A 25357-nucleotide genomic window follows, 5' to 3' on the forward strand; every position below is an offset into this window, starting at 1 on the left:
CGAACGGCCCGGCGGCCGCCGGCCCCTACCGCCCGTGGCCTGCCATCCGCTCCAGGCGGGCGACGCGCTCGGCCATCGGGGGGTGGGTGGAGAAGAGCCTGGCACCGGCCTCGCCCGGGCGGAAGGGGCTCGCGATCATCATGTGGCTCGCTGTCTGGAGCTGCGGCTCGGGCGGCAGCGGCAGTCGGCGGGTGCCGGCGTCGAGCTTGCGCAGGGCACTCGCGAGGGCGAGCGGGTCGCCGGTGATCCGGGCGCCGTCGGCGTCGGCCTGGTACTCGCGGGAGCGGCTGACCGCCAACTGGATCAGTCCGGCGGCGAGCGGCCCGAGGATCATGATGGCGAGCATCCCGAACAGCCCGGGCCCGTCGTCGTCCTCGTCGCGCCCGAACGGGATCAGCCAGGCGAAGTTCACCAGGAACATCACCACCGAGGCGAGCGCCCCGGCGACCGAGGAGATCAGGATGTCCCGGTTGTAGACGTGGCTCAGCTCGTGGCCGAGCACGCCCCGCAGCTCGCGCTCGTCGAGCATCCGCAGGATGCCCTCGGTGCAGCAGACCGCCGCGTTGCGCGGGTTGCGGCCGGTGGCGAAGGCGTTCGGGGCGGGGGTCGGGGAGATGTAGAGGCGGGGCATCGGCTGGCGGGCCGCGGTGGAGAGCTCGCGCACGATCCGGTACAGCCGGGGCGCCTCGAACTCGCTGACCGGCCGGGCCCGCATGGCCCGCAGTGCGAGCGTGTCGCTGTTCCAGTACGCGTAGGCGTTGGTCCCGAGGGCGACCAGCAGGGCGACCAGGAGGCCGGTGCGGCCGAAGAAGCCGCCGATCACCAGGATCAGCGCCGAGAGGCCGCCGAGCAGGACGGCGGTCCTCAGTCCGTTGTGCCGGCGGTGCACGTCAGGCCCTCCAGTGGTGCGGTGGGGAAGCCCTTTCTGCCTCGTCCCTCGTGCCCGGACAACGGGCGGGGCCTGGGAGCTTGTTCCCTTGTGACCGACGCGACACCGACGGACCTACCCCTGGGGGCGGCTCGGGACAGCTCGGGACAGCTCGGGACGGCTCAGAACAGCGAGCCGCCCGCGACCTGCAGGACGAGCTGCGGCGCCACCGACAGGACCACCGCCACCGCGGCGGTGAGCCCCAGCGTCGCGGTCAGGCTCACCGGCAGTCGGTGCTCGGCCCCGGCCGTGGCGCCCGCCGCCCGGTCGGCTGCCGGTTGCTCGGCCTCCGGCGCGAACAGCCGCGCCGTCCACAGCAGGTAGTAGTACAGGGCGACGACCACGTTGGCGGCCATCACCACGGCCAGCCAGCCCAGCCCGGCGTCGACGGCCGCACGGAACACCACGACCTTGCCGAACAGGCCGATCACGCCCGGCGGCAGCCCGGCCAGGCAGAGCAGGAAGAAGGCGAGCGCCAGCGCCGTCCAGCGGCGGCGGGCGAACAGGCCGCGGAAGTCGTCCACGCTGGTCCCGGGCCGGCGGCCGACAGCCGCGACCACCCCGAAGGCGCCCAGGTTCACCACGCCGTAGATCAGCGCGTACGCGGCGGTGGCGCCGATCGGCCCCTCCTGGCCGAAGGCCCGCACCGAGGGGTGCTCGGCCCCGCCGGACGCGTAACCGGCCGCGGCGAGCGGCACCAGCAGGTACCCGGCCTGGCCGACCGAGGACCAGGCGAGCAGCCGCACCGCGCTGTACCGGGTGTCGAAGCGCTGCCGCAGCGCGCCGACGTTGCCGACGGTCATGGTGACGGCGGCCAGCACCGCGAGCACCAGCCCCCAGGTGTGCGCGTACGGACGGAAGGCGATGGTGGTGGCCAGCGCGAGCCCGGAGAGGCCGGCCGCCTTGCCGACCACCGAGAGGTAGCCGGCCACCGGCAACGGGGCGCCGGTGTAGGTGTCGGGCACCCAGAAGTGGAACGGGACGGCGGCGACCTTGAACGCGAAGCCGACGAGGGTCAGCACCGCACCCGCCTCGGCGAGCGGCTTGAGCTGCGCGGGGGCGTGCTCCAGCCCCTGGGCGACGGCGCCGAGGTGCAGGCTGCCGCTCGCCGCGTAGACGAAGCCGACGCCGAGCAGCATCACGGCGGTCGCGGTCACGGAGGAGACGAAGAACTTGAGCGCGGCCTCGGCGCCCCGGCCGTCCCGGCGCAGCGCGACCAGGGCGAAGGCGGGCAGCGAGGCCACCTCCAGGGCGATCACCATGGTGGCGAGGTCCCGGGAGGCGGGCAGCAGGGCGGCGCCGGCGGCGCTGGAGAGCAGCAGGAACCAGTACTCGCCCCTGGGCAGCTTCTCGTCGTCCACGGTGTGGGCCGAGAGCAGGGCCGCGATCAGCGCGCCGCCGAGGACGAGCAGCTGGAACACCAGGGCGAAATGGTCGGCGACGTACGAGCAGCCGCCCGCAGAACCGCCGATCGATGGAGTGTCAGTGGCGCCTGCTACGTTCTGCACGCAGAAGGTCGCCCGGGGTGACTTTCCGGTGAGGGGGAGGAGCGCGATGAGGGCGAGGGCGAGTCCGGCCGCGGTGAGGCGGCCGAGCCACTTCTTGTGCCGCTCGGGCAGGAACAGGTCCGTGACCAGCACGGCGAGGGCGGCCGCAGCGGCGATCAGCGGGGGCGCGATCGCCACCCAGTCCACGGACTGGATCAGGCTGCCCGGGTTGGCTACGGCGAGGGAGGTCACAGTGTGCTGCCCCGTGGAGTGAGGTCCGAGTGCGGCGGTGTGGGCTGCGAGCACGGTCAGCCACCCCCGAGGAGGTGCTTGACGGCGGGGTTCGAAAGGCCGAGCAGAAGCGCGGGCCAGAGGCCGGCGAGCAGGGTGAGCGCGGCCAGCGGCACCCAGCTGACGGCCTCGTACGGGCGCAGGTCGGCCACCCCGGCCACCGGCGCGGGCTGCTCGGGGTCGCCCGTGCAGACGCGCTTGACGACGACCAGCAGGTAGGCGGCGGTGAGGAGGGTGCCGAGGCCGGCCAGGACCATGTAGGTGACGAAGGCGGGGCGGGACAGCCCCTGCGCGGGGTCGAACGCGCCGAACATGGCGAGCAGCTCGCCCCAGAAGCCGGCCAGGCCGGGCAGCCCGAGGCTGGCGACGGCGGCGAAGGCGAGCAGGGCGCCGAGCCGTGGTGCCCGGCCGTACAGGGCGGCGCCGGTGGCGCCGGCGAGGGTGTCGAGGTCGGCCGTGCCGTAGCGGTCCTTGAGCGCGCCGACGACGAAGAACAGCAGGCCGGTGATCAGGCCGTGGGCGATGTTGGCGAACAGCGCACCGTTGACGCCCACCGGGGTGAGGGAGGCGATGCCCAGCAGCACGAAGCCCATGTGGCCCACGGAGGAGTACGCGATCAGGCGCTTCAGGTCGCCCTTGGCCCCCCGGCGGGACAGCGCCAGGCAGGCCAGCGACCCGTAGACGATGCCGACGGCGGCGAACGCGCCCAGGTATGGGGCGAGCGTGGCGGTGCCGTCCGGCACGACCGGGAGGAGGACGCGGACCAGGCCGTACGTCCCCATCTTCAGCAGCACGCCGGCGAGCAGCACCGATCCCACCGTCGGTGCGGCGGTGTGCGCGTCGGGGAGCCAGCTGTGCAGCGGCCAGGCGGGGGCCTTGACCGCGAGGCCGACCAGGATCGCCAGCGCGGCGATCACCTGGGTGGTGTGGCTCAGGCCGCTGCCGTGCGCGGCGGCCAGGGCCTGCATGTCGAAGGTGCCGGCCTTGCTGCCGATCAGCAGGAAGCCGAGCAGCATCACGGCCGAGCCGAGCAGCGTGTAGAGGATGAACCGGTTGGCGGCGGGGGCCTTCGCGCCGCTCCCCCAGCGGGCGATCAGGAAGTACATCGGGATCAGCACGATCTCGAAGGCCAGGAAGAAGAGCAGGAGGTCCAGCACCGCGAAGGTGGCGAGCATGCCGACTTCGAGGAGGAGGAACAGCCCGACGAAGGCCTGCGCGGACGGGCGGGCCCCGTCAGGCGCACCGCCCCGGGCGTCCCCGCCGGGCAGCCGCTTCTCCGAGTACAGCGCGCAGAGGAAGGTGAGCAGCGCGGTCAGCACGACCAGCGGCAGCGAGACGCCGTCCACGCCGAGGTGGAGGCGCACGTGCAGGGCCGGGATCCAGGACACGTCGGTGGTGGCCTGCATCCGGGCCGGCCGGTCGTGGTCGAAGCCGGCCGCGAGGGCGACCGCGAGCAGGAGCACCGCTCCGGTGACGACGGTGTTCAGCCGCAGCGCCCGCCGGTCGGCGACGGCCCGGTCCGGCCCGAACACCGGGGCCAGGGTGAGCGCGGCGCCGAGCAGCGGCAGCACCAGGAGGGCGATGAGGACTGCGTTCATCGGGGGCTCCTACGTGCGGCGGTCGACGGGGCGGAGACGGAAGGGGCGGCGGCGGGGGCGGAAGCCGGGAGGACGGCGGCGGAGGGCGGCACCGGCTACACCGCCACCAGGACGGCCAGCAGGACGACGGCGGCGAGCAGGGCGCTGAGGTAGGTCTGCGCGTTGCCGGTCTGCGCGAGCCGGACGGCCCGGCCGAGCAGGTTGGCCCCCACCCCGCTGCCGCGCACGTAGGCCTCGACGACCTCGCGGTCCAGGAAGCGGACCAGCCGGGCGGCGGCGACCACCGGGCGGACGAACAGCACCCCGTACAGCCGGTCGACGCCGAAGCCGTGCCGGGCCGGGCCGAACAGCGGGCCGAGCAGGGTGCGCCCGGGGTCGGCGACGATCACCTCGACGGCCGGGGCCCCGGCCTGCCCTGGCACCCGGCCGACGACGGCCGGGGCGGGTCGGCCGGTGTCCAGCCGGGCGGTCGCCGAGCGCCAGGCGCCGTACGCCGCGAGCACGCCGACCACGGCGAGTCCGGTGCCGGTGACGGCGGTGACCCCGGAGGGCCGCAGCGTGCCGCCGTCCAGCAGCGCGGGCAGCCAGTCCGAGCGCAGGCCGGCGATCCCGAAGCCCATGGTCGGGACGGCCAGGACCCAGAGCGGCCAGCGCATCGCGGGCGGCTCGGCGGTGGCCGGATCGGCCTCGTCGAGCTCGGGCGAGTAGGGCGCGTCCGCCTCGTGGTCGGCCGCGACGGTGGCCCGGTCGGCGGCGGGCAGCACCTGCGGCGCGGCCGCGGCGGCACCGGCCGGGCTGTGGAAGGCCACCAGGAACAGCCGGGTCGCGTACGCGGCGGTGAGCAGCGCGGTGAGCCCGGCGGAGATCAGCACGATCCACCCGGCCGCCTGCGGCACCGACGAGACGGGGCCGAGCCCGTTGGTGAGCGCCTCGCCCTTGGCGGCGTGCTCGGCGGCGGTCAGCACCGCCTCCTTGCTGAAGAATCCGGAGAACGGCGGCAGCCCGACCAGGGCGACCAGCGCGATGCCCAGCGTCCAGTAGGCGTCCGGGACGCGTTTGCGCAGCCCCGGGATCCGGGACATCGCGGAGATCGAGTTGGTGTGCGCGGCGTGGATCACCACACCGGCGGCCAGGAACAGCAGCGCCTTGAACGCGCCGTGGCTGACCAGGTGGAACACGGCGGCCTCGCGGTCCCCGGCGGCCAGCGCACCGGCCATGTAGCCGAGCTGGCCGACGGTGGAGTAGGCGAGCACCCGTTTGAGGTCGTCCTGGGCGAGCGCGCACAGGGCCGAGCCGATCATCGTCACGGCGGCCATCACGGCGAGCACGACCAGCGCCGCGCCCGACAGCAGGAAGACCGGCAGCAGCCGGGCGACCAGGTAGATGCCGGCCGCGACCATGGTGGCGGCGTGGATCAGCGCGGAGACCGGCGTCGGGCCGGCCATCGCGTCCGGGAGCCAGGTGTGCAGCGGGAACTGCGCGCTCTTGCCGGCCACGCCGGCGAGCAGCAGCAGCGCGGTCAGCGTCGGGTGGCCGAGCCTGCCCTCGCCCGCGGCCGCCAGTACGTCCGGGATCCGGAAGCTGCCGGCGTCGGCGCCGAGCAGGAAGATCCCGAACAGGAACGGCACGTCGCCGAGCTTGGTGACCAGGAAGGCCTTGAGCGAGGCCGAACGGGCGTCCGCGGTCTCCCAGTGGTGGCCGATCAGGAAGTACGAGCAGATGCCCATGACCTCCCAGCCGACCAGCAGCACGATCAGGTCGCCCGAGTAGACCACCAGGAACATCGCCGCGGTGAACAGGGAGACCAGCGCCGCGTACGACGGGTAGCGCGGGTCCTCCTTCAGGTACGCGGTCGAATAGACCTGGACGCAGGTGGCGACCAGGCCGACCAGCACGGAGATCAGCGAGCTGAAGCCGTCCAGGTGGAGGGCGAGCGCGAGGTCCGGGCCGCCGGTCGGGGTGAGCCGGGTGGCCGCGTCGAGGGTCTGGCCGGTGCCGAGCTGGAGGGCGACCACCAGGGCGAGCACGGCGGAGACGGCGACCGGGACGATCGCCAGCGGCCGGGCCGCCCCGGGCGCCTTCTTGCCGATGGCCAGGGTCGCGGCCGCGCCGAGCGCGGGCAGCGCGGGGACGAGTGCGGGCAGGGCGAGGTTCATGCGGTGGCCTGGCCCTTCAGCGCCTCGGCTCCGGTCGGCGCCTCCTCGGTGGCGAGCGGCTCGGCCGGGTCGCCGAGCGCCGTGGCCCGGTCGATGTCCGCGGTGCCCCGGGCCCGGAACAGCAGCAGGACGATGGCGAGCCCCAGCCCGATCTCGGCGGCAGCGACGGTGATGGTGAACAGGGTGAGCGCCTGCCCGGCGTGCAGCGAGTCGCGCAGCCAGGCGTCGAAGGCGACCAGGTCGAGGTTGACGGCGTTGAGCATCAGCTCGACCGACATCAGCACCAGGACGGCGTTGCGCCGGGCGAGCACGCCGTACACGCCGACGCTGAACAGCAGCGCGGCGAGGACGACGGGGTAGGCGAGGTGCATCAGCTCTTCTCCTCCGGCGCGGCGGAGTCCGGCGCCGCCGGCCCGGGCTCGGTCGGCTCGGGCTCGGGCGCGGTCGGCTCGGGCGCCGCCGGCCTGGGCGCGGTCGCGGCGACCGTCCCGTTCGATCCGACCGGCCGCCCGGCGCGCAGCTTGCCCGCCCGGGGCGCCGGCACCCGCCGCTGCGAGCCGCGCGACAGCACGATCGCACCGACCAGCGCCGCCAGCAGCAGGACGGACAGCGCCTCGAAGGGCAGCACCCAGTTGCGGAACAGGGAGGCGCCGGTGACGGCGGCGGAGCCGCCGCCCGCGCCGAGGTCGATCCAGGAGGTCCGGAAGGCGTCGACCACCAGGGTGACCAGCGTCCCGGCCGCGGCCAGCGCCACGGCCAGGGCCACCCAGCGGTTCTTGGAGTCCGCGTCCGGCGAGCGCCCGATCGGCGCCCTGGTGAGCATCAGCCCGAACAGCACCAGGACGACCACCGAACCGAGGTAGATCAGCACCTGCACCCAGGCGATGAACTCGGCGGTGAGCAGCAGGAACTCCACCGCGAGCCCGCCGAGCGCGACGACCAGCCAGAGCGCGGCGTGCACCAGCTGCTTGGTGGTGACGGCGACCACGGCCGAGCCGAGCACGGCGATGCCGACCAGCAGGAAGACGATCTCCTGGCCGGTCGGGGACAGGAACGAACGGGCGGCCGGCTCCAGTGAACCGGTCGCCGCGAGCAGGGTGGGAACACTCACTCGGTCTCACCCTTCTCTTCCGACGTCGCTTCCGAAGCAGTAGCGGCAGCAGCAGCCGCCGCCAGCTTGTCCGCCGCCTTGCGCGCGGTGGCGATCTCCTTGGGCTCCTCGGCCGCCGGATCCAGGGCGGGCGGCGCCGGGACGGTCCACATCCACTCACGGAGCTTGTCCCGCTCGTGGGTCAGCTCGAGGATGTCCGTCTCGGCGTACTCGAACTCGGGCGACCAGAACAGCGCGTCGAAGGGACAGACCTCGATGCAGATCCCGCAGTACATGCAGAGCGAGAAGTCGATGGCGAACCGGTCCAGCACGTTGCGGGTACGGGCCCGGGCGTTCGGCTCGGCGGCCGGCAGCGTCTCCTTGTGGGAGTCGATGTAGATGCACCAGTCGGGGCACTCGCGCGCACAGAGCATGCACACCGTGCAGTTCTCCTCCAGCAGCGCGATGACGCCGCGCGAACGCGGCGGCAGCACCGGCTGCACGTCGGGGTACTGCGCGGTGACGGTCTTCTTCGTCATCGTCCGCAGCGTGACGGCCAGCCCCTTGGCGAGGCCCGCACCGGGAAAGCTCATGAGATCGCCACCTTGATGATGCCGGTGAGGGCCAGCTGGACCAGGGCGAGCGGGATCAGCACCGTCCACGCGAAGCGCATCAGCTGGTCCTCGCGCAGGCGCGGGTAGGTGACCCGCAGCCAGATGACCACGAAGGCCAGCGCGAAGGTCTTGAGGATCATCCAGAGCCAGCCGAGCTGGTCCGCCATCGGCCCGTGCCAGCCGCCCAGGTAGAGCACCGCGGTCAGCGCGGACACCACGAGGATGCCCACGTACTCGGACAGCAGGAACAGCGCGAACCGCAGACCGGTGTACTCGGTGTACGCGCCGAAGATGATCTCCGAGTCGGCGACCGGCATGTCGAACGGCGGGCGCTGCAGTTCGGCCAGGCCGGCCGTGAAGAACACGAACGCGCCGATGATCTGCCAGGGCAGCCAGTACCACTGCCAGGAGTCCACGATCCCGGGCAGCGAGAGCGTGCCCGCGGCCATCGCCACCGAGGCCGCCGCCAGCACCATCGGCAGCTCGTAGGACATCAGCTGCGCGGCCGTGCGCAGGCCGCCGAGCAGCGAGAACTTGTTCGCCGAGGCCCAGCCGGCCATCAGCTTGCCGATCACGCCGACGCCCATCACGGCCAGCACGAAGAACAGCCCGGCGTCGATCGCCTGGCCGACGAAGCCGTTCGGGCCGACCGGGATCGCCAGCAGCACGAAGAGGTACGGCAGCAGGGAGACGGCGGGCGCCAGCTGGAAGATCCTGCGGTCCGCCCCGGCCGGGACGATGTCCTCCTTCTGCGCGAACTTCACGCCGTCGGCGACGAGCTGCGCCCAGCCGTGGAAGCCGCCCGCGTACATCGGGCCGAGCCGGCCCTGCATGTGCGCCATGACCTTGTGCTCGGTCTGGCCGATGACCAGCGGGAAGACCAGGAAGACGACGAGGGTGGCGACGCAGCGCAGCACCGTGTCGAGCAGGTTCACGTGCCGTCTCCGTCCCGGTCGGCCGGGTCGGCCGCCGTCTCGTCCTGCTGCTCCGGCCCGCCCGGCTCCTCGGCGGCCTTCCCGCCCGACGGTTCGTCGTCGTGGGCGGGCACCGGATGGTGCCAGGGCGCGTCGGAGGACGAGGGCCGGGCGGGGGCCGGGCGCTTCGCCTCGGGCTCGTCGGAGCCCTGGCCGGCCGAACCCTGAGTGGCCGAACCCTGACCGGCCGAACCCTGACCGGCCGAACCCTGAGCGGCCGAACCCTGACCGACCGAGCCCTCGGCGGCCGTCCTGGTCCGCCGGGGCCGGTCCGCCCGCACGGCGGGCGCCCCTTCGCCGGTGGCCGGAGCAGCGTCGGTGGCCGGGGCGCTGTCGCTGGCAGGAGCGGCGTCGGCAACCGGAGCGGGCTGGCTCGCCGAGCCCTCCGACACCGAGCGCGTACGCCGCGGCCGGTCCGCCCGCACGGGCGCGCCCTCGGGAGCGACGGCACCAGCGCCGCCACCGGCAGCCCCGGCCGCGGCCGCCCGGGGCGTGCGCGCCGCGGCGCCCGCCGCCCGCGCACCGCGCGCGGGCCGCTCGGCGACCGGCGGCAGGGTGCCCTTGAGCGGTCCCCACTCGTTCGGGTCCGGCACACCGGCCGGCTGCATCTTGCGCCGGACCGGCCCGTCGCCGTGGTCCGACTCGCCCGGCTCCTTGGCCCCCGGCCAGGCCTTGGCGACCCGGGCGGCGAGCACGAACTCCTTGCGCAGCGGGTGCCCCTCGAAGCCGTCCGGCAGCAGCAGGGTGGCCAGATGGGGGTGCCCGGGGAAGTCGATGCCGAACATCTCGTGCGTCTCGCGCTCGTGCCAGGCGGCACCGGCGTAGACGGAGACGGCGGTCGGCAGGGCCGCCCTGTCGCGCGGCAGCCGGGTGCGGACGGCGAGGTGCCGGACGCCCGGTGCCTCGACGGCGGCCAGGTGCGCGACCACGGAGAAGCCCTCGGCGAGCTCGTCGACGGCGCTCAGCCAGTCGAAGTAGCCGAGGCCCAGGACGTCCCGCGCGGTGGTGAGCGCCTCGATCCAGTGCTCGGCCGGGACGTCGACGGTGGTCAGCCCGTACGCCTCGGCGCCGGTCGCCCACTCCCCGACCGACGCCGCGTACTGCTCGGCCGTGGTCACGAGACCCCTCCCTCACTCGAAGCCCCGGCCCCGGACTCGGAGCCGGACCCGGCAGCGGACCCAGCCCCGGCAGCGGGACCGGCTCCCGCCGCGGGCCCCGCCACCAGCGGACGGCGCAGCGCCGCCACGGGCGCGGCGTAGCGGCCGGGCAGGGACTCGGCGGCGATCTTCTCCTGCAGCTTGAGGATGCCCTGGAGCAGCGCCTCCGGCCGCGGCGGGCAGCCGGGCACGTAGACGTCGACCGGGATGATCTGGTCCACGCCCTTGGTGACCGAGTACGAGTCCCAGTAGGGGCCGCCGGAGTTCGAGCAGGCGCCGAAGGAGATGACGTACTTCGGCTCGGGCATCTGCTCGTAGAGGCGCTTGACGGCGGGCGCCATCTTGTCGGTGACCGTTCCGGAGACGATCATCAGGTCGGCCTGGCGGGGACCGGGCGCGAACGGGATGACGCCCATCCGGATGAAGTCATGCTTGGCCATGGATGCGGCGATGAACTCGATCGCGCAGCAGGCCAGGCCGAAGTTGAAGCACCAGAGGCTGTAGCGGCGGCCCCAGTTGAGCACCACCTTGACCGGGTCCGGCGCGAGCCGGGCCAGCGGGCCGAGGCTGCGGCGTTCGACGGCGCCGGGGCGCGCCGGGTCCGGCAGGCCGAGCGGAACGGGGCCGCCCTGCGCGCCGTGCGGGTGGGAGTGCGTCACGTCCATTCCAGAACGCCCTTCTTCCAGGCGTAGAGCAGCCCGACCGCGAGGAAGCCGATGAAGAGGAACATCTCGATCAGCGTTCCGGCGCCGTACCCGGCGGTGGCGAAGACGGTCGCCCACGGGAACAGGTAGATCGCGTCGACCGCGAAGATCACGTACAGGAAGGCGTACACGTAGTAGCGGATCTGGGTGTGCGCCCAGTCCTCGCCCACCGGGTCGACGCCGCACTCGTAGGCGAGGAGCTTCTCGGGCGAGTACACCACCGGCCGCAGCAGGCGGTTGGCGGTGAACGCCACGGTGACGAAGAGCACCCCGACGACGGCCAGCAGGCCCATCGCGGCGTACGCGTCGAAGTAGCCGCTGCCGGCCGCCGGGTCGGCCGCGACGGCAGCCGCGTGCTGCCACTCCATGCCTTCGCCTCCACCTCGGCCGTGAATCCGCCCCTCAAGGCAGTTCTACGACGTTTCCTCGCACGGTCATAACCAGGGGTCGCAACCACGATCACAACCATGGCCAATGCGTGAGTCTAAGGGGAGGGCTCGGGTCCACCCGAACCCTGCCCGCTCCGCAAGACGGCCCGTGGACACCCCGGTGAACGCCCGGTGGGGCGCAGGAGACCGGGGCGGGGTGGGGATAACCCCCGGCCGGGAAGATGTATCACCCCCATGGCACCCACCGCCCCCGGTTCGGGAAGCTTGGTCCACCCGCACGACCACGAGGGACGGTAGATCCGGATGAAGCCGCTGCACCGCCGCGCCATGGACGCCATGAAGGGGCAGGACGCCCGGATGGAGCGTCCTCCGCTGTACGGCGCGCGGATGTGGCGCCAGGCCGGGCAGTTGCTGCTCAACCTGCCGCTGGGCGTCGCCGGTTTCGTCCTGTCCGTCGTGACGCTGTCGGTCGGTCTGGGCCTGTCGGTCACCGTGGTCGGCCTGCCGCTGCTGGCCGGCGGGCTGGCCGCCTCGCGCACCCTGGGCGCGCTGGGCCGGCGCCGGGCGCGGACGGCGTACGGCTCGGCGATCGACGAGCCGGCGCCGGCCAGCCCGCGCCGCCCGGGCGCGGTGGGCTTCACCATCGCCCACCTCACCGACCTGCTGAACTGGCGCACCGTGCTCTACAACGTGCTGATGCTGCCCTGGGGCATCCTCAGCTTCACGCTGACCGTGGTCTCGGTCGTGGCGCTGTGGCCGCTGCTGCCCTGGGTGATCCGCGGCATGGCCGCGATCGACCGGATCCTGATCGAGTCGCTGCTCTTCCCCGGCGCCCTGGCCGAGCGGGTGCGGGAGCTGGAGGACGACCGCGGCACCGTCGTCGACACCGCCGCCGCCGACCTGCGCCGGATCGAGCGCGACCTGCACGACGGCGCCCAGGCCCGGCTGGTCGCGCTGGCGATGGACCTCGGCATGGCCAAGGAGCGGCTGCGCGAGGTGGAGTCCGAGGACGACGTGGCGATCGCCGCGAAGATGGTCGACAACGCGCACGGCGAGGTGAAGCTGGCCCTGCAGGAGCTGCGCGACCTGGCCCGCGGCATCCACCCCGCGGTGCTCACCGACCGCGGCCTGGACGCCGCGCTGTCCGCGGTCGCGGCCCGCTGCACCGTCCCCGGCGGGGTCAAGGTGAACGTCGACCTGGCCGGCCGGGACGGCGGGCCCGAGCGGCCGGACTCGGCGGTCGAGGGCATCGCCTACTTCACCGTCAGCGAGCTGCTCACCAACGTCTCCAAGCACGCGGGGGCCCGCACCGCCTCGGTCGACGTCTGGCGCTCGGACAACCAGCTGATGGTGCTGGTCCAGGACGACGGCAAGGGCGGCGCGGCCGCCTACCCGGGCAGCGGACTGGCCGGGCTGGCCGAGCGGATCCGCGCGGTGGACGGGGTCTTCCTGGTGGAGAGCCCGGCGGCCGGGCCCACCACGATCACCGTCGAACTGCCCTGGCGCACCCGGACCGCCCGCCGCTGACCGTCACCGCCACCGGTCGGCGGGACCGGCGGGAAACAGCGGGACCGGCGGGAAGCAGCAAGGCGCCGGGCCCCCGTCGAGGCAGGACGGGGGCCCGGCGCCGGTCCGGTACGGCGGGCCGGTCCGCAGAACCCTTGCGCGGTGTGCGGTCCGGCGGCGCCGTACCGGGGTTACGGGGTTTCCAGCGTGCCCAGGGTGACGTCGGCGGTCTTGGCGTTGCCGTCCCGGGTGTAGCTGACGGTGACCTTGGTGCCCGGGGTGAGCGAGGCGAGCGCGGTGGTGAGCGCGTTCAGCGAGTCGACCGGGGTGTCGCCGATCTTGGTGATGACGTCGCCGGCCTGCAGCCCCGCCGCGGCGGCCGCGCCGCCCGGACTGACCGCCACGATGGCCGCGCCGGCCGGCTGGAACTGCTGGTTGAAGCTGGTCCGGGCGGTGATGCCGAGCGCGGCCCGGCCGGAGTTGGTGACCTTTCCCTGCTTGATCAGCTGGTCGGCGATGTTGGTGATGGTGGACGCCGGGATGGCGAAGCCGATGCCGGGGGCGGCCGCGCCGTTGGCCTGGGGCTCGGTCGCGGCGAGGGTGTTGATCCCGATCACCTGGCTGTTCAGGTTCACCAACGCGCCGCCGCTGTTGCCGGGGTTGATCGCGGCCGAGGTCTGCACCATGTTGCCGATGGTGGCGCCCGGCGAGCTGCCGCCCTGGGGCTCGGAGACGGTCCGGCCGGTGGCCGAGACGATGCCCTGGGTGACGCTGCTGGAGAGTCCGAGCGGGCTGCCCATGGCGAGGGTGATCTGGCCGAGCTCGACCTTGCCGGAGTCGCCGAAGGCCGCGGGCTTGAGGCCGCTCGGCGGGCTGCTCAGCCGGATCACGGCGAGGTCGGAGTCGGGGTAGCTGGCGACCAGGCCGGCGTCCAGCGACTTGGTGCTGTTGGCGAGGGTCACGGTGAAGGTGGTCGCGGTGCCCACCACGTGGGCGTTGGTGACGATGTCGCCCTTGTCGTCGTAGACGATGCCGGAGCCGAGGCTGTCGCCGGTGGTGATCTGCACCACCGAGGGCAGCACGTCGGAGATCACCTTCTGGTAGGCGTCCTGCAGCTGGTTGGCGCCCTGCGCGGGGGCGGAGGAGGCCTGCTTGGTGGTGGCGGAGCCGGACGGGCCGCCGGCGGAGGGCGCGGAAGCGGAGGACGCCGTGGAGGAGGAGCCGCTGCTGCACCCGGCGAGGGCCAGCGCGGTCGCCACCGCGGCGGCGGCCGCCACCGGCCACCGCCGGTGGGCCGCCCTGGGTCCGGTCGGCCGGGGCCCGGCGGGCAGGGGGCGGGAGTGTTCCTTCTTACGACTCACCTGGCTGCCTCCGATTTCGTCACCACGCCGTCGGCGCGGGCCTGAGAGCACGCAAATCTTTGTCAGCATTCCACCGATTTGTCCGGTTCGCTGGCCGGACTCGCCCGGAAAGTCGACCGGATCCGAACGCCTAGGATCGGCACATGACTTGGTTGATCACCGGCGGTGCCGGATACATCGGCGGACACGTCGTCCGCCAGCTGCTCGACGCCGGTGAGCGCGTCGTCGTCCTGGACGACCTCAGCACCGGCGACGCGTCCCGCCTCCCGTCCGACGTCACCCTGGTCGAGGGCTCCACCCTGGACCGCGCGGTCCTGGACGCCGCGATCCGCGAGCACGGCGTCGAGGGCGTCCTGCACTTCGCCGCCAAGAAGCAGGTCGGCGAGTCGGTCGAGCAGCCGTTCCTCTACTACCGCGAGAACGTGATCGGCCTGCAGACCGTCCTGGAGGCGGCCGCCGAGGGCGGGGTCAAGCGTTTCCTGTTCTCCTCCTCCGCCGCGGTCTACGGCATGCCGGACGTCGACCTGGTCACCGAGTCGACCCCCTGCGCCCCGATGAGCCCGTACGGCGAGACCAAGCTGGCCGGCGAATGGCTGGTCGCCGCGGCCGGGAAGGCCCACGGCATGTCCACCGTGGCCCTGCGCTACTTCAACGTGGCCGGCGCCGCCTCCCCCGAGCTCTCCGACGCCGGGGTGTTCAATCTGATCCCGATGGTCTTCGAGCGGCTGACCGCCGGCCAGGCCCCGCGGATCTTCGGCGCCGACTACCCGACGCCGGACGGCACCTGCGTGCGCGACTTCATCCACGTCTCCGACATCGCCTCGGCCCACGTGGCGGCCGCCGCCCGACTGGCCGCCGACCCGGCCGGGGCGACCTCGCTGGTGCTCAACATCGGCCGCGGCGAGGGCGTCAGCGTCCAGGAGATGCTGGCGGTGATCGGCAAGGTCACCGGCTACGACACCACCGCCGAGGTGACGCCGCGCCGCCCCGGCGACCCCGCCCGGGTGGTGGCCTCCGCCGACCTGATCCACCGCGAGCTGGACTGGACCGCGCGCCACGGCGTGGAGGAGATGGTGGCCTCCGCGTGGGACGGCTGGTGCAGCCGCCACCCGCAGGCCCGCAAGGCCTGAGCCCGCGCCCCGGCCCAGGCCGGTGGCACCACCGGCACGGCGGTGTCCGCCCCGCTCAGCGGGCGGGCACCGCCGTGCCGTAGAAGGCGTCCAGCGCGTACACGCAGCGGTCCTTGGAGCCGACGAAGACCCGCCCGCCGACCGCCACCGGGGAGCCGGTGAGCTCGCCCTTGGTGCCGAGCTCCCAGCGCAGCTGACCGCTCGCCAGGTCCAGGGTGTGCAGCGAGTGGTCCCGGCTGCCCAGGTGCACCAGGCCGTCGGCCACCGCCGGGGAGCCGACGATCTCGCCGCGGGCGGTGTAGCGCCAGCGCTCCCGGCCGGTCGCCGCCTCGAAGGCGTACAGCACCTCTCCGCTGCCGACGAGCACCATGCCGTCCCCGACCACCACCGGCTCGGCGCCCTGGCGGCTGCCGGTGACCCCGCGCCAGCGGTCCAGGCCGGTGGCCGCGTCCAGCGCGTAGACGGTGCCCAGGTAGTCGGCCACGTAGACCGCGTCGGCGTCCAGGGCCGGCGGGGTGAACAGCACCACCGGGGCCTCGAAGCGCCAGCGCTCGGCCCCGCTGGCGGCGTCCAGCGCGTACACCCGGGTGCCGGCCGTCACGTACAGCACGCCGCCGCGCTCGACCGGGTGCGAGGGCACGTCCTCGCCGACCGGGAAGGACCAGCGCAGGCCCGCGCCGCGCGGGTCGACGCAGCGTAGCCGCCCGGCGCCGTAGTAGTAGGCGGCGCCGGCCACCAGGACCGGGCCTGACTGCGGGTTCTCGTAGTCCTGCTGGGCGTCGTCGGCCCGCCACAGCTCGGCGCCGTTGGCCGCCGAGCGCAGCTGGACGCCGCCGCCCCTGATGCCGCAGCAGAGCACGCCGTCGGCGGCGGAGAGCGAGTAGACCCAGCCGTCCAGCGAGGTGCGCCAGCGCTCGGTGCCGTCCGCGGCGTCGACGGTGTACAGGTGCGGGCCGTCCGCGGCGTGTGCCCGGCCGGCGTCGACCGCGAGCGCCCAGGCGACGTCCCGGGTCTTGTAGCGGCGCTCACCGGAGGCGATGTCCAGCGCGTGCACCTCGAAGCTGGAGACGAAGAGTGTGCCGTCGGCGATCACCGGGGTGCCCCAGACGTCGTTGGACATCCGGAACCGCCAGGGGCGCCAGCGGGCGGCCGGGGCCGGCAGGGGCGGCGGGGTGGGGGCCGCCCGGCGGACCCAGTCGGTCGCGGCCGGGGCGGTGTTCGGGCCGGGCTGCTCGTGCTCGGCCCGCGGCCCCGGGCCTATCCGCACCGAGGCGCCGGACAGCCGCACTTCGACGGCGCCGCCGTCGGCGGGCGCACGGTGCCGGTTCGAGGGGGAGAGCTTCGCGGTCGGGATCTCGGCCTCGGAGGCCTGGCCCGGCGGCGGCGCGCTGTGCACCGGACCGGCCGGCGGCTGCGCGTGCCGGCCCGGATTGGTGCGCGGGTCGGCCGGCCCGTGGAGCTGCGGCGGGGCCTGCGGGTGCGGCGGTGGCGCGTGCGGGGGCGGTTGCGGCGGCTCGGCCGGGCGGGGCGCCGGCGCGGTCGGGCGACGGCCGCGCCTGCGCTCGATCAGTTCCAGCGCGTTGGCCGGCAGCCAGTCCCCGGCCTCGCCGGAGGCGTCGTCCCGGGAGAACAGGTGCGGGGCCAGCTCGGCCTGGATCTGCGCCGGGGTGGGCCTGCGCTCGGCCGCCTGCTGCATGCAGGCGCGCACCAGGTCCATCAGCTCGGCCGGCATGCCGGTCAGGTCCGGCTCCTCGCGCAGCAGCTGGAACACCGTCTCGACCGGGTTGGAGCCGCGGTAGGGCGGGTGGCCGGTGGCGCAGAAGACCATCAGCGAGCCGAGCGAGAAGACGTCGCTGGCGCCCTGGACGGTCCGGCTGTCCCGGGCCTGCTCGGGGGACATGTAGGCAGGGGTGCCGACCGCGACGTTGGTCATGGTGAGCCGGGTGCTGGACACCCCGGCCGCGATGCCGAAGTCGATCACCTTGGGGCCGTCCTCGACCACCAGCACGTTGGAGGGCTTGAGGTCGCGGTGGATCAGCCCGGCCGCGTGGATGGACTGCAGGGCCTCCGCGATGCCGGCGACCAGCCAGCGGGTGGCGTCCACCGGCAGCGGGCCGCAGTCCTCGACCAGGTCCTCCAGCGAGGGCGCCGGGATGTACGCGGTGGCCAGCCAGGGCACCCGCGCGTCCGCGTCCGCGTCCACCACGGCCGCCGTGTAGAAGCCGCCGACCGTCTTGGCCGCCGCGATCTCGCGCGCGAAGCGGACCCGGAACAGCTCGTCCTCGGCCAGCTCCCCCCGGACGGTCTTGATGGCCACCCGTCGCCCGGACGCGGACCGCGCCAGGTAGACCAGCCCCATCCCACCCGCGCCGAGCCGCCCCAGCACCTCGAAGGGCCCGATCCGCCTCGGATCGTGCGCCGTCAGCTGGTCCACTCCGCTGCCACCTCCCCGTTGTCCGCACCCGCCGCGGGGTGCCGGACCCGATTCTCCAATGCCGCCCGCCGCATCTCCAACCTCCCCCACCCGCGGAGGCCGCCGCCCCGGACCGGACGGTGCGCCGGACGGGCCCCCGGTCAGCGTGGACGGAACGGCCGGATTCTGACGTTCGATCCGGCCGCGACTTGCACCGGACCCCGCGGACCGTCCACTTCCGGACGGTTCACCACCGACCCCCGTCGTCACGCTCTGTCACTCGACCACCTCTCAGCGGACTCGCCGTCACGCTGTGAGGTCAAAAGCACACGGGGGGGCTTCGACAGCACCTTCGGGGCCCGGTGAATATCCGTCCGAAGCGGTTCATGCCGCTATAGCAGCCCCCCGTGCGGAGTAATAGTCGCATCACCGAATCGCGCCAAGATCTTGCCACGGTAAGCTGACGGCATGACAGGACAAGTTCGCACCGTCGACGGTCGCGTCGCCGGGCGACGCGGACAGGAGACGCGGCAGAAGCTGCTCGACTGCCTCCGCGAGATGCTCAGCACGTCGCCCTATCGGGACGTCAAGGTCATCGACGTCGCCCGTATGGCGGGTACCTCCCCCGCGACCTTCTACCAGTACTTCCCGGATGTCGAGGGCGCGGTCCTCGAAATCGCCGAGGAAATGGCCAAGGACGCCGACACCCTCAAAGAGCTGGTGGCCGGAAAGTCCTGGGCAGGGAAGTCCGGCCCGACCACTTCGGAAGAACTGGTCGACGGATTCCTCGCCTTCTGGCGCAAGAACGACGCCATTCTCCGAGTGGTCACGCTCGGTGCCGCCGAAGGGGACAAGCGGTTCTTCAAGATCCGCATGACGGTCCTCAACGCGGTCGCCAAGCCGCTCTCGGAGGCCGTCCGGGAACTCCAGGGGAAGGGGCAGGCCGACAAGTCGCTCGACCCCAACGCCGTTTCCGGGGCCCTGGTCTCGCTGCTCGCCTCGGCGGCCGAGCACCAGAAGGCCTTCACCTCCTGGGGCGTCAAGGTCAAGGACCTCAAGCCCAACCTCGCTCCCCTGGTGTACCTGGGCGTCACCGGGAAGAAGCCGCCCAAGTAGCCGACCGCCGACCCACCATCCGCTCCGCGCGCAGCCCCGGCCTCCTGTCCGGGGAACGACGGACGGCGGCCGTGTCCTCGGGGGAGGTCCGCCGACGTGCCGCACGCGCGCCAGACATGCCGGTGGGCGGGCTCCCCTCACACGGGGTGCCCGCCCACCGGCATGCGTCGTCCGCGGAGCCGTCCGAGGGCCCGCCGGCCGGTCTCTGCGCCGGCCCGCATGCCGGTCCGGGCGCCGATCCCTCCGCGGTGCTCCCTACGGGCAGCGCACCACCTGGCCGGCGTACGCCAGGCCGCCGCCGAAGCCGAAGAGCAGCACCGGGTCGCCCGGCGACAGCTCGCCCCGCTCGACCAGCTTGGAGAAGGCCAGCGGGATGGAGGCGGCCGAGGTGTTGCCGGAGTCGACCACGTCCCGGGCGACCACCGCGTCGGTGAGGCCGAGCTTGCGGGCGATCGCGTCGATGATCCGCAGGTTGGCCTGGTGCGGGACGAAGCCCTTCAGTTCGGACGGGTCGATGCCGGCCCGCTCGCAGGCCTGGCGGGCCAGCGGGGCGAGCTGGGTGGTGGCCCAGCGGAACACCGCCTGGCCCTGCTGGCTGATCACCGGATCCCAGCCGGTGATCACCACGGCGTCGCCCTTCTCCGGCTCGGAGCCCCAGACCACCGGCCCGATCCCGGGCTCGGCGCCCTCCTCCTGGGCCTCGACGACCGCGGCGCCCGCGCCGTCGCCGAAGATCACGCAGGTGGAGCGGTCGGTCCAGTCGAGCGTGTCGGACATCCGCTCGGCGCCGATCACCAGTGCGCGGCGGGCCGCGCCGGCCCGGATCGCGTGGTCGGCGGTGGCCAGGGCGTACGAGAAGCCGGAGCAGACCGTGTTGATGTCGTACGCGGCGGGCGCGCGCACCCCCAGCCGGGCGGCCACGGCGGCGGCGGTGTTGGGGCTGCGCTCGATCGCGGTGCAGGTGGCGACCACGACGAGGTCGATGTCCTGCGCCGTGCGGCCGCTGTGGGCGAGCGCCTTCTGCGCGGCCTCGGTGGCGAGGTCGACCAGGCTCTCGCCTTCGGCGATGTGCCGGGTGCGGATGCCCACCCGGGTGCGGATCCACTCGTCGTCGGTGTCGACGAGCACCGCCAGGTCGTCGTTGCTGAGGACCTTGGGGGGCTGGTAGTGGCCGAGTGCCACAATGCGCGAACCGCTCATGCTGCCATGGAACCGGGTTACCCGCTGGTCAGCGGGGCACGACCGGCGACAGGATCCGACCCCGTGATCTGTAGGAGCCCGACAAGGGGCCCGGTGTGAGGCCTCCGTCGTCCGCCCGCGGGGCGGCGGGGTGGCGCCGGGCTGCGCGCACCGCACGGCCGAGGAGGGCACCGGGGGCGTCCTCGGGGCCGGGACCGCGGCGGCCGGAGGTGGGGCGTCGCCACGCGGGCGGGAGCCCGAGGGCGGCCCCCTGCGGCGTCGCGGCGCCCGGGCCGCGCGGAAGCCGGGTCAGGTGGCCAGCGTGGCCGCGTCGCCCATCACGATGACCGGGTGGGCGGCCGGGTCCAGGGTGCGGATCAGCTGGGCCATCTTGTCCTCGGGGATCGACACGCAGCCGTGGGTCGGGCCGTCGTGGTCCACGTGGAGCCAGATGCCGCCGCCCTTCTTGGCGCCCATCGGGCGGCGCGTGTCGAGCGGGGAGTTGCCGGCGACCCGGTTGTAGTCGATCGCGACCACGTAGTCGAAGGAGCCGGCCAGCTGGTCGCCGAAGAAGCCCGTGCCGGAGACCACGAAGCTCGGGTCCTTGTCGTACGGGAGCCTGCTGCCCGGGTCGTCCTTGCGGCCGCCCGCGTCGCTCAGGTGGTAGACGCCGATCGGGCTGCGCAGGTCGCCCTCGTTGTGGTCGGCGGTCCAGCCGTTCTTGCCGTTGTGGCCCTGCCAGGTCTCGCCGGCCAGCCAGCGGCCCTCGGGGGTGCGGGTCCAGAGGACGACGGTGTTCTTGTCGGTGTTCCGGTCCGCGCCGGAGGCGACCAGGACCTGGGCGCTCTCGCCGGGGATCTTCGCGGTGAAGCTCGCACCGAGGCCGGGTATCGCGGCCACCGAGGCGTCCTGGCGGGTCTGGCTGCGGTCGGCGGCCGGGGCCTCGGACTGCCGGTCGGAGGCGATCCGGGCGGCCGCGGGGGCCGCGCCGGGCCGGTCGGGCGTGCTGACGCCGTCCGGGCCCGGGCCGTCGGCGGCGGCGAGGCCGGGCTTGGCGTCGTCCGGGCCGACGGTGTACCAGCCGGCGGCGGCCGCGACCAGCAGGGCGGTGCCGGCCATCACGGCTTTGCCGTGACGTTTCGGCTTGGCTTTGCGGCGCCGCCCCCGGGCGGCGGTCCGGGCCCCGACGACAGGGGCGGCGGACGCCAGGGGCACGACGGGGGCGAGGAACTCGGGCTCCGGCTCGTACGCCGGCTCCGGCTCGTACAGCGGCTCCTGACGGAACGGGTCCGCCTGCTGCTGGAACTGCTCGGGCTGCTGGGAGAACCGGTCCTGCTGCTGGGGGAACGGCTCCGGCTGCGCCTCGTACGGCCGGAACGGCTGCTCGTACGCCTCGAAGTACCCGTCAGGGGTCTGCCCGTACGGCTGCTGCGCGCCGTGGCCGTACTCCTGCTCCTGCGCGGCCGGCTGCTCGTACGCCTGCCGGTACGACTGCTCGTACGGCTGCTCATACGGTTGCTCGTACGGTTGCTCGTACGGCTGCTCGTAGGGCTGGTACGCGGTGTACGGCTGCTCGTACGACTGCTGCGGCACCCCGTACTCCGGCTCCTGCATCGGCTGGTACGGCGGGTACTCGGTGGCGCGATGGGAACCGGACATGCTGTCGATCCTGCCAAACGCCCTACCCGTTGGTAAACCCGGGTCGCGTGCGGAGGCCGTGAAGACAACCGCCGCCCGGGCCGGAGAGCGGCCCGGGCGGCGGGGAGGCGCGCAGGTCGGACGGCGGGTCCGAGGGCAGGTCAGAGGCGCATCGCCTGCGGGGCCTCGCGCCGCATCGGGTCCGGGCCCTCGTACTCGCGGATGATCTCGTAGCGGGTGTTGCGCTCGACGGGGCGGAAGCCGGCGTCGCGGATCAGGCCGAGCAGGTCGTCGCGGCCGAGCTTGTTCGGGGTGCCGAAGTTGTCCGCGTCGTGGGTGATCTTGTACTCGACCACCGAGCCGTCCATGTCGTCCGCGCCGTGGCTGAGCGCCAGCTGCGCGGTGGCGACGCCGTGCATCACCCAGAAGACCTTGACGTGCGGGACGTTGTCGAAGAGCAGCCGGGAGACCGCGAAGGTCTTCAGCGCCTCGGCGCCGGTCGCCATCTCGGTGCGGGCCATCAGCCTGTTGCGCACGACGCCGTCCTTGGAGTCGTGGAAGTCGTGCTGGTAGCGCAGCGGGATGAAGACCTGGAAGCCGCCGGTCTCGTCCTGCAGCTCGCGCAGCCGCAGCACGTGGTCCACCCGGTGGCGGGGCTCCTCGATGTGGCCGTACAGCATGGTGCAGGGCGTCTTGAGGCCCTTGGCGTGCGCGAGGCGGTGGATCCGCGACCAGTCCTCCCAGTGGGTGTCGTGGTCGACGATGTGCTGCCGGACCTCCCAGTCGAAGATCTCCGCGCCGCCGCCGGTCAGCGACTCCAGACCGGCGTCGATCAGCTCGTCCAGGATCTCGTCGGCGGACAGGCCGCTGATCTTCTCGAACCAGTGGATCTCGGTGGCGGTGAAGGCCTTCAGCGAGACGTTAGGCAGCGCCGCCTTGAGCTCCCGCAGCGAGCGCGGGTAGTAGCGCCACGGCAGGGTCGGGTGCAGGCCGTTGACGATGTGCAGCTCGGTGAGGGAGTCGACCTCCATCGCCTTGGCGAGGCGGACGGCCTCCTCGATGCGCATCGTGTAGGCGTCCTTCTCGCCCGGCTTGCGCTGGAACGAGCAGTACGCGCACGAGGCGCTGCACACGTTGGTCATGTTGAGGTGGCGGTTGACGTTGAAGTGGACGACGTCGCCGTTCTTCTCCGTCCGCACGTGGTGGGCCAGCCCGCCCAGCCAGGCCAGGTCGTCGCTCTCGTAGAGCGCGATCCCGTCCTCGCGGGTCAGCCGCTCACCCGCGTAGACCTTCGCCTCCAGCTCGCGCTTGAGCCCTGCGTCCATGCGGTGCCCCGCCTCCTCCGACATTCGAATCCTTGCCGGAATGAGCCTACGCCTATGCCGAGAGCAGCTCGGCGAGCAGTGCGGGTTCGATGTTCCCGCCGCTGACCACGGCCGCCACCGCCTGGCCCCCGGTCTCGGCGGCGCGGTGGAAGTACGCGGCCGGGGCGACCGCCCCGGAGGGCTCGGCGACCAGCCGGCCGCGGCGGGCCAGCAGGGCGACGGTGGCGCGGATCTCGTCCTCGGTGACGGTGACGATGTCGTCCACGTAGGCGGTGATGTGCTCGTAGGGCAGCACGCCGACGGCCGGGGTGCGCAGACCGTCCGCGATGGTGCGGTAGGTGTCGGCGACCGGCCACTCCACCCGGCGCCCCGCGCGCAGTCCGGCCTGCGCGTCGGCGGCCAGCTCGGGCTCCACGCCGATCACCCGGACGCCCGGGCGGGTGAGCTTGAGCGCGGCCGCCGTGCCGCCGATCAGGCCGCCGCCGCTGACCGGCACCAGGACGGTGTCCAGTTCGGCCGGGGCGTCCTCGGCGATCTCCAGGCCGACCGTGCCCTGGCCCGCGATGATGAACGGGTCGTCGTACGGCGGCACCCAGACGTAGCCGTGCTTCTCGGCCAGCTCGCCGGGCAGGGCGTCCCGTTCCGCCGGGGACACCACCAGCACCTCGGCGCCGAACGCCCGGGTGGCCGCCACCTTCACGGCCGGCGAGGTGTCCGGCATCACGATCACGGCCTTGATGCCGAGCAGCCGGGCCGCGTACGCCACCGCCTGCGCGTGGTTGCCGCTGGACTGGGCGACCACGCCGCGGGCCCGCTCGTCCGCGGTGAGCGCGGCCAGCCGGTTGTAGGCGCCGCGGGTCTTGAAGGCCCCGGTCGGCTGGAGGTTCTCGGGCTTGAGCCAGAGCCGCCGCTCCCCCTCGTCCGCCCAGGGGGCGGGAACGAGCGGGGTGCGCACGGCGACCCCCGTGATCCGCTGCCGAGCCGCGCGCAGCTCCTCCAGACCGACCAGTGCCATACGTCACTCTCCTTCTGGAGGGAGTTCGCTCACCCGGTTCTCCCACTTCGTGGAGAGTACGACGGTGGTGCGGGTGCGGGCCACGCCTTTCGTGCCCGAGATCCGCTTCACCACCGATTCCAGGCCGGCCACGTCGGCCACCCGGACCTTGAGCATGTACGAGTCGTCGCCGGCGATGAACCAGCAGTCCTCGACCTCGTTGAGGTCCTTCAGCCGGAACGCGACGTCCTCGTGGTCGGCGGCGTCCGTGAGTTGAAGGCCGATCAGGGCCGTGACGCCGAAGCCGAGCGAGGCCGGGTTGACCGTCGCGCGGTAGCCGGTGATCACGCCGGCCTGTTCCAGGCGGTTGATCCGGTCCGTGACGCTCGGGCCGGAGAGTCCGACCAACCGGCCCAGCTCGGCGTAGGACGCACGGCCGTTCTCCCGGAGCGCCTGGATGAGCTGTCTGTCCACCGTGTCCATATACCGTCCGCGTCCTTCCGAACCTCTCCAGACCCACAGATCATTATCCGGATTCAAAGGCGCCGTGCGCCGACCGACCCGGATATCGCAGAGAAGATACTCTCCCGCCCTCGCTCTCCTTACTCCCCCTCAGCCGGAACGCCGCCCCCGCCGGCCGCCCGGCGGGCCGCCGACCCCAACTCCCCTTCCCAGCGCAGGTACAGGGAATGCGGCACGTCGACGGCGTCCAGCACCCGTCCGGCCACGAAATCCACGAGTTCGCGCACGGTGGAACCGCCGGCGTAGAAACCGGGCGAAGCGGGCAGCACGACCGCGCCCTGTGCGTCGAGCTCCACCAGGTGCTTCAACGTCACCCCGTTGAGTGGCGTCTCACGCACGCACACGACGAGCGGACGGCGCTCCTTGAGGGTGACGCTGGCGACCCGCTGCAGCAGGTCCTTGCTCAGGCCGAGCGCGATCCCGGCCACCGCCCCGGTCGTCGCGGGCACCACCAGCATGCCCTTGGCGGGGTACGAGCCGCTGGACGGGCCGGCCGCGAAGTCCCCGGCGGGCCAGTAGCGGACGTCGTCCAGGCCCCGGTCGCCGCCCAGCCAGGCGGCCAGGTCGGTGCGCCAGTGGGCGTCCCGGAAGGCGATGCCGGTCTCGTCCAGGATGGTGAGCCGGGCCGCCCGGCTGACGATCAGGTCCACCGCCTCGCCGGCGGCCAGCAGCCCCCGGATCACCGAGGCCGCGTACGGCGTCCCCGACGCGCCCGAGACCCCGACCACCCACGGCTGACGCTTCGCAGTTCCCATGGGGCATTTCTATCCGGCTTCCTCCGGCGG

The 25357-nt window shown here is 73.4% G+C and carries 22 protein-coding genes; 3 read left to right on the forward strand and 19 right to left on the reverse strand.

All coding sequences use genetic code 11. The features are described 5' to 3' along the window. Positions 1 to 25: 25 nt before the first annotated feature. From htpX to AC0B61_RS07155, 11 genes are all read right to left on the reverse strand, one after another. Positions 26 to 889 (reverse strand): zinc metalloprotease HtpX, encoded by an 864-nt coding sequence (gene htpX / locus AC0B61_RS07105; RefSeq protein ID WP_471739583.1) that lies wholly within the window; start codon positions 887 to 889, stop codon positions 26 to 28. A gap of 161 nt (positions 890 to 1050) precedes the next feature. Next, positions 1051 to 2667: an NADH-quinone oxidoreductase subunit N gene (locus tag AC0B61_RS07110; RefSeq protein WP_471739584.1), complete on the reverse strand. Its 1617-nt coding sequence runs from the start codon at positions 2665 to 2667 to the stop codon at positions 1051 to 1053. Between the two features lie 56 nt (positions 2668 to 2723). Next, positions 2724 to 4304, reverse strand: a complete 1581-nt coding sequence (locus AC0B61_RS07115; protein WP_471739585.1) for a complex I subunit 4 family protein — start codon at positions 4302 to 4304, stop codon at positions 2724 to 2726. A gap of 95 nt (positions 4305 to 4399) precedes the next feature. After that, the gene (locus AC0B61_RS07120; RefSeq protein WP_471739586.1) at positions 4400 to 6460 is read right to left on the reverse strand and encodes an NADH-quinone oxidoreductase subunit 5 family protein; all 2061 of its coding nucleotides are present in this window, start codon (positions 6458 to 6460) and stop codon (positions 4400 to 4402) included. Next, positions 6457 to 6831: an NADH-quinone oxidoreductase subunit NuoK gene (gene nuoK, locus AC0B61_RS07125; protein WP_471739587.1), complete on the reverse strand. Its 375-nt coding sequence runs from the start codon at positions 6829 to 6831 to the stop codon at positions 6457 to 6459. Before nuoK ends, AC0B61_RS07120 begins: the two co-directional genes overlap by 4 nt. Next, positions 6831 to 7571, reverse strand: a complete 741-nt coding sequence (locus AC0B61_RS07130; RefSeq protein WP_471739588.1) for an NADH-quinone oxidoreductase subunit J family protein — start codon at positions 7569 to 7571, stop codon at positions 6831 to 6833. The genes nuoK and AC0B61_RS07130 overlap by 1 nt, the downstream gene beginning before the upstream one ends. Then, a complete protein-coding gene (locus tag AC0B61_RS07135) occupies positions 7568 to 8143 on the reverse strand; it encodes a NuoI/complex I 23 kDa subunit family protein (protein ID WP_471739589.1) in 576 nt (191 codons plus the stop codon). The genes AC0B61_RS07130 and AC0B61_RS07135 overlap by 4 nt, the downstream gene beginning before the upstream one ends. Continuing rightward, positions 8140 to 9099 (reverse strand): NADH-quinone oxidoreductase subunit NuoH, encoded by a 960-nt coding sequence (nuoH, locus tag AC0B61_RS07140; protein ID WP_471739590.1) that lies wholly within the window; start codon positions 9097 to 9099, stop codon positions 8140 to 8142. Before nuoH ends, AC0B61_RS07135 begins: the two co-directional genes overlap by 4 nt. After that, positions 9096 to 10256, reverse strand: coding sequence for an NADH-quinone oxidoreductase subunit C (locus AC0B61_RS07145; protein ID WP_471739591.1), 1161 nt, complete (start codon positions 10254 to 10256; stop codon positions 9096 to 9098). Before AC0B61_RS07145 ends, nuoH begins: the two co-directional genes overlap by 4 nt. After that, complete coding sequence (locus AC0B61_RS07150) at positions 10253 to 10960, reverse strand: NADH-quinone oxidoreductase subunit B (RefSeq protein WP_471739592.1); 708 nt, start codon at positions 10958 to 10960, stop codon at positions 10253 to 10255. Before AC0B61_RS07150 ends, AC0B61_RS07145 begins: the two co-directional genes overlap by 4 nt. After that, on the reverse strand, positions 10951 to 11367 hold the full coding sequence (locus AC0B61_RS07155; protein ID WP_471739593.1) for an NADH-quinone oxidoreductase subunit A: 417 nt from the start codon (positions 11365 to 11367) through the stop codon (positions 10951 to 10953). Before AC0B61_RS07155 ends, AC0B61_RS07150 begins: the two co-directional genes overlap by 10 nt. A gap of 357 nt (positions 11368 to 11724) precedes the next feature. Here AC0B61_RS07155 and AC0B61_RS07160 point away from each other — a divergent pair, with 357 nt between their 5' ends. Beyond that, on the forward strand, positions 11725 to 12915 hold the full coding sequence (locus AC0B61_RS07160; RefSeq protein WP_471739790.1) for a sensor histidine kinase: 1191 nt from the start codon (positions 11725 to 11727) through the stop codon (positions 12913 to 12915). Between the two features lie 170 nt (positions 12916 to 13085). Here AC0B61_RS07160 and AC0B61_RS07165 read toward each other — a convergent pair whose 3' ends face one another. Continuing rightward, a complete protein-coding gene (locus AC0B61_RS07165; RefSeq protein ID WP_471739791.1) occupies positions 13086 to 14171 on the reverse strand; it encodes a S1C family serine protease in 1086 nt (361 codons plus the stop codon). A 227-nt stretch (positions 14172 to 14398) separates the two neighbouring features. Here AC0B61_RS07165 and galE point away from each other — a divergent pair, with 227 nt between their 5' ends. After that, the gene (galE, locus tag AC0B61_RS07170; protein ID WP_471739594.1) at positions 14399 to 15385 is read left to right on the forward strand and encodes a UDP-glucose 4-epimerase GalE; all 987 of its coding nucleotides are present in this window, start codon (positions 14399 to 14401) and stop codon (positions 15383 to 15385) included. A 55-nt stretch (positions 15386 to 15440) separates the two neighbouring features. Here the strand turns inward: galE and AC0B61_RS07175 are convergent, their stop codons facing one another. Next, on the reverse strand, positions 15441 to 17819 hold the full coding sequence (locus AC0B61_RS07175) for an outer membrane protein assembly factor BamB family protein (RefSeq protein WP_471739595.1): 2379 nt from the start codon (positions 17817 to 17819) through the stop codon (positions 15441 to 15443). 447 nt (positions 17820 to 18266) lie between these two features. On the opposite strand from AC0B61_RS07175, the gene AC0B61_RS07180 reads away from it, so the two are divergent. Next, a complete protein-coding gene (locus AC0B61_RS07180; RefSeq protein ID WP_471739596.1) occupies positions 18267 to 18914 on the forward strand; it encodes a TetR family transcriptional regulator in 648 nt (215 codons plus the stop codon). Positions 18915 to 19169: 255 nt separating this feature from the next. Here AC0B61_RS07180 and AC0B61_RS07185 read toward each other — a convergent pair whose 3' ends face one another. The 6 genes from AC0B61_RS07185 to AC0B61_RS07210 all read right to left on the reverse strand — a co-directional run bounded on the left by AC0B61_RS07185 (position 19170) and on the right by AC0B61_RS07210 (position 25327). After that, positions 19170 to 20114, reverse strand: a complete 945-nt coding sequence (locus tag AC0B61_RS07185) for a beta-ketoacyl-ACP synthase III (RefSeq protein WP_471739597.1) — start codon at positions 20112 to 20114, stop codon at positions 19170 to 19172. A 288-nt stretch (positions 20115 to 20402) separates the two neighbouring features. Beyond that, entirely contained in the window at positions 20403 to 21752 is a 1350-nt protein-coding gene (locus AC0B61_RS07190; protein ID WP_471739598.1) for a L,D-transpeptidase family protein, read from the reverse strand. Positions 21753 to 21892: 140 nt separating this feature from the next. Further along, positions 21893 to 23056, reverse strand: coding sequence for an aminofutalosine synthase MqnE (gene mqnE / locus AC0B61_RS07195; RefSeq protein ID WP_471739599.1), 1164 nt, complete (start codon positions 23054 to 23056; stop codon positions 21893 to 21895). Between the two features lie 52 nt (positions 23057 to 23108). Then, positions 23109 to 24071: a threonine ammonia-lyase gene (locus AC0B61_RS07200; RefSeq protein WP_471739600.1), complete on the reverse strand. Its 963-nt coding sequence runs from the start codon at positions 24069 to 24071 to the stop codon at positions 23109 to 23111. Between the two features lie 3 nt (positions 24072 to 24074). Then, entirely contained in the window at positions 24075 to 24533 is a 459-nt protein-coding gene (locus tag AC0B61_RS07205) for an Lrp/AsnC family transcriptional regulator (protein ID WP_030232219.1), read from the reverse strand. 119 nt (positions 24534 to 24652) lie between these two features. Next, positions 24653 to 25327, reverse strand: coding sequence for a UbiX family flavin prenyltransferase (locus AC0B61_RS07210; protein WP_471739601.1), 675 nt, complete (start codon positions 25325 to 25327; stop codon positions 24653 to 24655). Positions 25328 to 25357 lie beyond the last annotated feature (30 nt).

It is taken from the genome of Kitasatospora sp. NPDC023385, assembly GCF_055664045.1.

Bases quoted from the DNA above. Each gene is read 5' to 3' on its own strand.
- AC0B61_RS07115 (WP_471739585.1), bottom strand. From the start codon at position 4,304: ATGAACGCAGTCCTCATCGCCCTCCTGGTGCTGCCGCTGCTCGGCGCC.
- AC0B61_RS07120 (WP_471739586.1), bottom strand. From the start codon at position 6,460: ATGAACCTCGCCCTGCCCGCACTCGTCCCCGCGCTGCCCGCGCTCGGC.
- nuoK (WP_471739587.1), bottom strand. From the start codon at position 6,831: ATGCACCTCGCCTACCCCGTCGTCCTCGCCGCGCTGCTGTTCAGCGTC.
- AC0B61_RS07135 (WP_471739589.1), bottom strand. From the start codon at position 8,143: ATGAGCTTTCCCGGTGCGGGCCTCGCCAAGGGGCTGGCCGTCACGCTG.
- AC0B61_RS07150 (WP_471739592.1), bottom strand. From the start codon at position 10,960: ATGGACGTGACGCACTCCCACCCGCACGGCGCGCAGGGCGGCCCCGTT.
- AC0B61_RS07155 (WP_471739593.1), bottom strand. From the start codon at position 11,367: ATGGAGTGGCAGCACGCGGCTGCCGTCGCGGCCGACCCGGCGGCCGGC.
- AC0B61_RS07160 (WP_471739790.1), top strand. From the start codon at position 11,725: ATGAAGGGGCAGGACGCCCGGATGGAGCGTCCTCCGCTGTACGGCGCG.
- galE (WP_471739594.1), top strand. From the start codon at position 14,399: ATGACTTGGTTGATCACCGGCGGTGCCGGATACATCGGCGGACACGTC.
- AC0B61_RS07180 (WP_471739596.1), top strand. From the start codon at position 18,267: ATGACAGGACAAGTTCGCACCGTCGACGGTCGCGTCGCCGGGCGACGC.
- AC0B61_RS07185 (WP_471739597.1), bottom strand. From the start codon at position 20,114: ATGAGCGGTTCGCGCATTGTGGCACTCGGCCACTACCAGCCCCCCAAG.
- AC0B61_RS07190 (WP_471739598.1), bottom strand. From the start codon at position 21,752: ATGTCCGGTTCCCATCGCGCCACCGAGTACCCGCCGTACCAGCCGATG.
- mqnE (WP_471739599.1), bottom strand. From the start codon at position 23,056: ATGGACGCAGGGCTCAAGCGCGAGCTGGAGGCGAAGGTCTACGCGGGT.
- AC0B61_RS07200 (WP_471739600.1), bottom strand. From the start codon at position 24,071: ATGGCACTGGTCGGTCTGGAGGAGCTGCGCGCGGCTCGGCAGCGGATC.
- AC0B61_RS07205 (WP_030232219.1), bottom strand. From the start codon at position 24,533: ATGGACACGGTGGACAGACAGCTCATCCAGGCGCTCCGGGAGAACGGC.
- AC0B61_RS07210 (WP_471739601.1), bottom strand. From the start codon at position 25,327: ATGGGAACTGCGAAGCGTCAGCCGTGGGTGGTCGGGGTCTCGGGCGCG.